We start from the raw sequence: 7,716 nt of genomic DNA, 5'->3' as shown, positions 1-7,716 counted from the left end.
ATCATAAGTGCTGGCTTTAAAGAGGTGGGGCAGGAAGGCAAGCAACTAGAAGAAAAAGTAAAAGCGATAGCTCAAAAGTATGGCATTCGTTTTCTTGGGCCAAACTGCATGGGGGTTATTAATTCAGAGATAGCTCTCAATACAACAGTTATGGCGTATACCGCAAAGCCTGGCCATTTGGGGTTTGCGTCGCAAAGTGGCACATATATTACGCAGTCAATCATGTATCTGCAGAATCATGGCATTCGTTTCAGTAAGGCGTTAAGCGTGGGTAATGAGGCTGATATATCTATTATTGATGCCCTTGAATATTTAGGCAATGATGAGCAGACTAAAGCAATTTCATTATATATTGAAGGCATACGGGATGTACCTCGATTTCTTGAGGTTGCCTCACGCATAACACCACATAAACCGGTAATTGCTCAATATGTTGGAGGTTCAAGTGCCGGTGCACGAGCTGGCTCAAGCCATACCGGAGCCATGGCTGGCCCTGATTATCTGTATGAAGGGCTGTTTAAGCAAGCTGGCATTATACGAGTTCATTCAGTGGAAGAATTGTATCTACATGGTCATGTACTGGCAACACAACCCAGGCTCAAAGGAAAACGTGTGGGTATAATCACTAATTCGGGAGGACCTGGCACTTCAATGGCAAATACATGTGAAAAAGAGGGATTTGTCATTCCTCAATTCAGTACAAGCTTACAGGAAAAAATTAAACCAATGATACCGCCCCATGCTCCAGCGGGGAATCCAGTAGATATTACGTTTAATCTTGATCTTGATGTATTAACTATAAAAATACCTGAACTGGCTATTCAGAGTGGAGAAGTTGATGCACTGTGCATCCATGGAGCTTTCAGAAAAGGGTTTGTTGAATGCATATTCCCTCACATAAAGGAAGTTTTGAATCTCAATAAACCTGATGAGATTTTAGGATTACTTCCCAGTGATCTTGAAACACCTGGCACTATTCCCTATAAATATGGAATACCGGTTGTTATGTCATCTTTTTTTGATTATCAAGATGATTTTACTGTTGCAATGCAGGAAAAAGGAATTGCGGTATGTGATTCACCGGAAAAAGCTGCAAAAGCATTAGCAGTGCTTTTACGGTATAAAGAAGTAACAGAGCGGCTTCCTTATGAAAAGGCTTTGTTGCCTGCAGTGAATCAAGAAGCTGTTACAATCATCACAAAAGCATTAAAGAACAAGCAGAAAGCGCTTGATGAACATGAAGCAAAAATGTTGTTATCACTGTATGGCATTCCAATTCCTGATGAAAAACTAATTAAAAATGAGGATGAATTACATTCAGTTATAACTTCTTTACGTTTCCCAGTAGTAATGAAAGCATGTCACCCTGATATTATGCACAAGACCGAAAAAGGGCTTGTGATACTTCCTGTTAAAGATAGCAAGGAGGCACAGATTGCCTTTGCAGAAATTCAAAAGCGGGCAGGATTTGCCACACCTGTTATTGTATACCCTTTAGTAGAGGGGAAACGTGAGTTTATGGCAGGAGCTATAAGTCAGGAAGGATTTGGGAAGGCTATACTTTTTGGTTTGGGTGGTATTTTCACAGAAGCATTGAAAGATGTTACCTTCAGAGTTGCACCGCTTACAACACGTGATGCCATGGAGATGATTGGCGATATAAAAGCAAAAGTGCTTCTTGGAAAATTCAGGAATGAAAAAGAAGTAGATATACCTGCTTTAGCACGATTGTTACAGATTCTAAGTACTATTCCTTTATTGCATCCAGAAATATCGGAGATAGATTGCAATCCAATTATTATCAGTGATTCAAAACCTGTGGTAATTGATGCACTTGTGGTGTTGAGTAAATAACTATGGAAGAAAAGTTGCCACTATCTAAAAAAATTAGAGTGTTACTGGTGCGCTATTTTGAAGCACTGAATATGGAACGCAGAATTGTGGTTCCACGCTATGATCCCGACTACACTCCAAAGTGGGGTGTTATCATTACTCTTTTTGTTACTACGTTTATAACAACATCTATTGCTGGCTCAAGTGGTGGTGATTCACTGATTGATATAATTATTAACGGTTTGCCTTTCTCAGTTTCGTTATTAGGTATTTTACTTGCTCACGAAATGGGACATTACTTTGCTGCACGCCATTTTAATGTGGTTGCAACACCACCCTATTTTATTCCATTTCCTTCTATAATTGGTACAATGGGTGCGGTGATACGTATTAAGTCGCCGATACCTGACAAACGTGCATTACTGTATATTGGTGCAATGGGGCCACTTTCAGGTTTTATAATTAGCTGCATTGTAACAATAATTGGTCTGTATCAGTCAAAAGTTTTGCCGTTACCGCAACCAGCTGCAAATGATATTATCCCAGTATTTGGGGATTCCATGCTTTATTATATCCTTACAAAAATAATTCACGGGACAATCCCACCCGGCAATGATGTACATCTATCACCACTTGCATGGGCAGGATGGATTGGTTTTCTTGTTACTAATTTAAATCTTATGCCCATTGGACAGCTTGATGGAAGCCATATCATTTATGCATTGTTTGGTGAAAAACAACGATATGCAGGCTGGATTTTTTTTATATTATTATTTTTTTTGGCGATTCTATGGCCTGGTTGGGTAGTATGGATAATTCTTACTCTAACATTACTCATGGTAGGGCATCCCTATATCCCTGATGGTATACCTTTGAACAATTGTGAGCGTGTTATAGGCTATATATGTATGGTAATTTTTATACTTACATTTATTCCTAAACCAGTAAGTATTCTTGGGCAGTAAACAATATAATGTTTTAAGGAGGAATGCATGCCATTGTATGAGATTAATGGCAGGAAGCCAACAATTGGGGAAGGCTCATGGATTGCACCGTCGGCAGAAATTATTGGAGATGTGCGGATAGGAAAACGGTGCTACATTGGATTTGGTGCTGTTATTCGTGGGGACTATGGCACAATAATAATAGGTGATGAAACAGCAATAGAAGAAATATGCATGATTCACGCAAGACCCATGCAGCTTGTCCAGATTGGAAATCGCGTTACTGTTGGTCATATGGTCATGATCCATGGTTCAACAATAATGGACAATGCAGTCATAGGAATGCATTCAACTTTAAGTGATAATGCAGAGATAGGCGAGTGGGCTATCATTGCCGAACATGCTCTTGTGGTCAGCAAGCAGAAAATACCTGGATATAAAATATATGGGGGAGTTCCTGCCAAAGAGATAGGAGATGTCATGCAAAAGCATATTGATATCTGGAATGCTGGCAAACAGGTATATATTGATTTAACCTACCAATATCCGCAGTCGTTTAAAAGGATAGATTAAATAAAAAAGGCGCCGCTTTTTAGCGACGCCTTTTTAAAACGTACTATCAAATTTATTTTTCCATTGATTCCCAGACATATTCTGCCAGGTCAAATGTTTGAAGATTCTGAATATCAAGTTCATTTGCACCGTCAGAAAGCATGGTCAAACAGAATGGGCAGGCGGTACCAATTTTGGTTGCACCGGTTGCATGGGCATCTTTTGTTCTGAATTGATTTATACGAGTACCTAAATGCTCCTCAATCCACATGCGTGCGCCACCAGCACCACAGCAGAAGCTGCGTTCATGGTTTCTGCTCATTTCAACAAAGTTGGTACCTGGTATTGCTTTTATTATATTTCGCGGTTGATCATAGATATCATTGTATCTTCCAAGGAAGCAGGAATCATGGTATGTAATAGTTTCATTAAGAGGCTTTGTTAAACGTATCTTCCCTAATTTGATAAGATCCATGATTACCTCAGTGTGATGATACACTTCGTAATTTGCTTCTAATGGATTACCACTTGAATCAACACCAACTTTAGCAAACTTTGGATATTCTTTCTTAAGCATGTTGTATCCGTGTGGACATGTCGTAATTATCTTCTTCACGCCGTAGTTTTTGAATGTTTCAAGATTCTGGGTAGCCAGTGAGTGGAATAAGTATTCATTCCCTGCACGCATTGCAGAGTCACCACAACAGGCTTCTTCTGCACCAAGGATGCCAACTTTGTATCCTGCAGCCTTAAGTATTTTACATAGAGCTATCGCCACTTTTTGGTTACGCTTGTCGTATGATGCGGCGCAACCCACATAGTAGAGGAAATCAACATCGGGATCTTCAGCTAATGTTTTAACTCCTAAATCTTCAGTGACCCAGTCACCACGGGCTGCAAATGCAAAGCCGTAAGGATTGGAGTTATTTTCCATGTTGCTAAATGAAGTCTGTAGTTCAGGTGCCATTTTGCCTTCCATGAGTACCTGATAACGGCGCATGTCATTTATTTTTGGCACGTGCTCTATCTGAACAGGGCAGTTTTCCATACATGCAGCACAGTTTGTACATGACCATATCTCATCTTCTTGTACATATTCCCCAATTAATGCTTTGGACTGGACTTGAGCAGGGTCTTGAGCTACAAGAAGTTTTGGAATGCGGTCATCCATTGCAGCTTTAACATCATTTATTATCTTCTTGGGCGATAGAGGCTTTTCAGTAAGATATGCAGGGCAATTATCCTGACATCGGCCGCAACGAGTGCATGCATCACCATCCATGAGTTGTTTCCAGGTAAAATGTTCAACTGTCCCTACTCCAAATGATTCAGCCGTTTCAAACTCCTGTGGGCTAATAACCGGCATTGCAAACTTTGTTTTTGGGTTTTCATTGTCAAGATTCTGGAAGTATACATTAAGCATGGTAATAAGCACATGGCCTAATTTATCAGTTGCTATGAGCCCGATAAATGTAAAAGCTCCTATCATGTGAAGCCACCAGTTGATATAGTGAGTTACTTCAAGAGTGGGTATGCTGAGCCAGCCAAATAGATGAGCCAGAGTATACCCTACTGGTGACCATACTTCAAATTTGGGAAAACCAGTAATTGCAATTCTCAGAGCTTCATTCATAAACCCAGTGAGGATAATAAAAGCAATGAGTACCAGCGCAAAGGTGTCAATTGGCTTGGTATCAAGACGACTTGGCTTGACCTTGTACCGGCGCCAGAATGCCATTACCAGTCCAACAATAACTGCAACGCCAAATACATCTCCTGCAAGTGACCAAAGTAGATAAGTGTCACCCACCAAGAATTTGAAATGGAAGAAAAGCTCGGTCACGTCTTCTTGAACTAGCAAGATGAGCGTTACAATGAATAATCCAACAAAACCATAGAAAAGGCAAGCATGCATTATACCTGCATAGCTTTCCCTGAGTACTTTTTTCTGAAGAAATACATATTTAATGAGCGCTATAATTCTTTTTTCGTGAAAATCGGTTCTCAGTTCTGGTTTACCCTTTCTCCAGATTCTCACTCTTTGAATTAAACTATACAGAATATATACACCTGCAATAACTAAAAAGATATAAACACCCCATCTCATGAAACCATGCATGCCACCAACGTTAAAGTAAGATTCCCTGGTTATCTGGTCGACAGGCAGGTCGTATAAACTTGAAAGGCTCATGAATAACCCTCCTTACCCTTGAAAATAATTGCACATATACATTTTACAACAATACTTTAACAGTTGAAGTCCTTGTCAACACTATTTTAAATAAAATAGTAACAACACCACAACTGATAAGCAATCTGTGATTTCAATTATTATATGTGTGATGATATAGTAAAAATAGTTTGACTTGCTCATTGAAATATTGTATTGTATCTTCTATACAAATATCTATATATAATATATTATTACAAAATACGAGGTTCAACTATGAAACGATATGTTTTCCTAATTACGCTTGTAGTAATTATTTCTTTTGTTGCTTGTGGTGGTTCCAAACCACAGCAGAAGCCATCAAAAGCTGAATGTGAAATGTGTGGTGAAGCAGATGGATTTGCTGCGATTTTTGATAATGATATTGCCCTTGCACGGGACAGGGCAATTGATGATGCCATGAATAAGCTTGTTAAAATGAAATTGGGGACAACTATTGAAGGCCGTGCTTTAGTTGAGGATTTTGCACTTGTAGAATCAATTGTTGAAGCAAAATCAACCGGCATGGTGCGCAACTGGAGGGTTATTAAAGAAGGGTCACAGGAAGGTGCTTATACTGTAAGAATATATGGCGAAGTATACCCACAGGCAGTCAATGATACTATTGAAGCAACATTAAAAAATTATGGCCGCCCCAAATTCATGATTTTGGTGCGTGAAACATTTGAAGGGCAGCAAAATGAACCTGGTTTTACCGTAACAGAACTTACGATGATGGAAATTATGCAGAATGCCGGTTTTGAATTTGTTGATGCAGCAACTGTGCAGCAACTTATTAAAAAAGACAGAGCAAAGATGATGCAGGCTATGCAGGGCCAGGTTGGAGGGAATGTACAGGAATTATTGCTGGATGATGTTGGAGCCGAATGTATAATTGTTGGTGATGTAAAGACATCAGATCAGTCAGCAGTACTAAAACAGTATTCGGCTAATATGAAATCAAAACAGGCAATCCTCAATTTAAAAGCAATTGATGTGTATACTGGCAGCATTCTGGCTTCAACAAGTGTTAATATGCCAGGTGCTCATATTGACGATGCAACTGCTTCCAAGATTGCTATCCAGCGTGCTCTGGTGAAGATTTTAGGCAATACTGACGAGGAAACGGGAAAGTTTAAATCCGGGCCTTTTATGAATCAGATAACCAAAAAGTTTTTGCTTGCAGCAACTCACAGAATGATAACGCTAAACATTGTTGGATTGGATTACAATGGCCTAACAAAGTTCAGGGATATCTTGCAGAACAGGATACGAGGAATTCAAAAAGTGTATGTGAGAGGGCAGGCTGGTAAGCAGTCCAAAATTGATGTTGAATTTGCAGGTAAAACAACAGATTTAGCTGATGAACTTGTAGGTAAAGCAAATAGTATAGGGTTTAAAATAGAAATTAAGGAAACATATCCCAATAAAATAATGATGCTTGTGCAGAAGATGTAAAGTATAATATACTAGATACGATGGTATAAGGGCAGTGGTTAGCACTGCCCTTAATTTTTGTTGACAATTTGTTTTTTTGTATGATTAGTATAAAGAGAAATGCACATAGCGATGGAGAGCACTTTTTAGACTTAACAGAATCTATATGAAAAAAAATATGATAATATATTCAAAGAAGTTATACACAACACTGTGAGTAGTGGTTCAAACATGATGGAAATATGTATAGTAAATCATCATGAATTCTAAATGTATATAAACGGGTTGATTCATGAATCAATTAATTAATACATACTATTCCGTATCAAGCACAGAATGACGTTTTTGAAATTCTATTTTAGTAGGAGCTTTCGATGGGAACGCAAGAAAAGCAGCCTGAACGTATATTAGTTATGGATGAGATAACATCAATCTTGACCAGTGATAATATAATAAAGGCTCTGGCTAATTATAAACCAAACACTCCTGAAAAAGAGCATGCAATAGAATTTGTTAAAGCTCATTATAATTTCATTCAGGAGATAGTCACTAATGATATACAGCAAAAGATAGTACGCTCTGATTTTGAGATAAAAGACCTGGTTGCACATGTCAATGCGCTCATGCAGCATAAGGATGAATATATCTTTACAACGCTTGTAATGCACTCGCCCCGGCATTATCAGCAGGTTCAAAAAGCAGTTCTACAGGAGATGAACAAAGAAGAAAAGGAAAAATAAA

The 7,716-nt window shown here is 38.8% G+C and carries 6 protein-coding genes; 5 read left to right on the top strand and 1 reads right to left on the bottom strand.

Annotated features, from left to right (window positions below):
- The 3 genes from N3F66_04655 to N3F66_04645 form a co-directional block, all read left to right on the top strand.
- The coding region (locus N3F66_04655) for an acetate--CoA ligase family protein (GenBank protein ID MCX8123438.1) at window positions 1-1,854 on the top strand (1,854 nt) is incomplete at its 5' end.
- A 2-nt stretch (window positions 1,855-1,856) separates the two neighbouring features.
- Window positions 1,857-2,798 (top strand): site-2 protease family protein, encoded by a 942-nt coding sequence (locus tag N3F66_04650; GenBank protein ID MCX8123437.1) that lies wholly within the window; start codon window positions 1,857-1,859, stop codon window positions 2,796-2,798.
- 27 nt (window positions 2,799-2,825) lie between these two features.
- Window positions 2,826-3,350, top strand: a complete 525-nt coding sequence (locus N3F66_04645) for a gamma carbonic anhydrase family protein (GenBank protein MCX8123436.1) — start codon at window positions 2,826-2,828, stop codon at window positions 3,348-3,350.
- 52 nt (window positions 3,351-3,402) lie between these two features.
- Here the strand turns inward: N3F66_04645 and N3F66_04640 are convergent, their stop codons facing one another.
- A complete protein-coding gene (locus N3F66_04640; GenBank protein MCX8123435.1) occupies window positions 3,403-5,520 on the bottom strand; it encodes a heterodisulfide reductase-related iron-sulfur binding cluster in 2,118 nt (705 codons plus the stop codon).
- Window positions 5,521-5,775: 255 nt separating this feature from the next.
- Between N3F66_04640 and N3F66_04635 the strand changes: the two genes are divergently transcribed.
- Both N3F66_04635 and N3F66_04630 read left to right on the top strand, forming a co-directional pair.
- Entirely contained in the window at window positions 5,776-6,996 is a 1,221-nt protein-coding gene (locus tag N3F66_04635; GenBank protein MCX8123434.1) for a hypothetical protein, read from the top strand.
- 353 nt (window positions 6,997-7,349) lie between these two features.
- A complete protein-coding gene (locus tag N3F66_04630) occupies window positions 7,350-7,715 on the top strand; it encodes a hypothetical protein (protein MCX8123433.1) in 366 nt (121 codons plus the stop codon).
- Window position 7,716: the final 1 nt, after the last annotated feature.

Source organism: Spirochaetota bacterium, from assembly GCA_026414805.1.
Taxonomy (GTDB): Bacteria; Spirochaetota; UBA4802; order UBA4802; family UB4802; genus UBA4802.
Note: the sequence above shows the minus strand (reverse complement) of the source record. Positions and strands in the feature narration are given on the sequence as shown.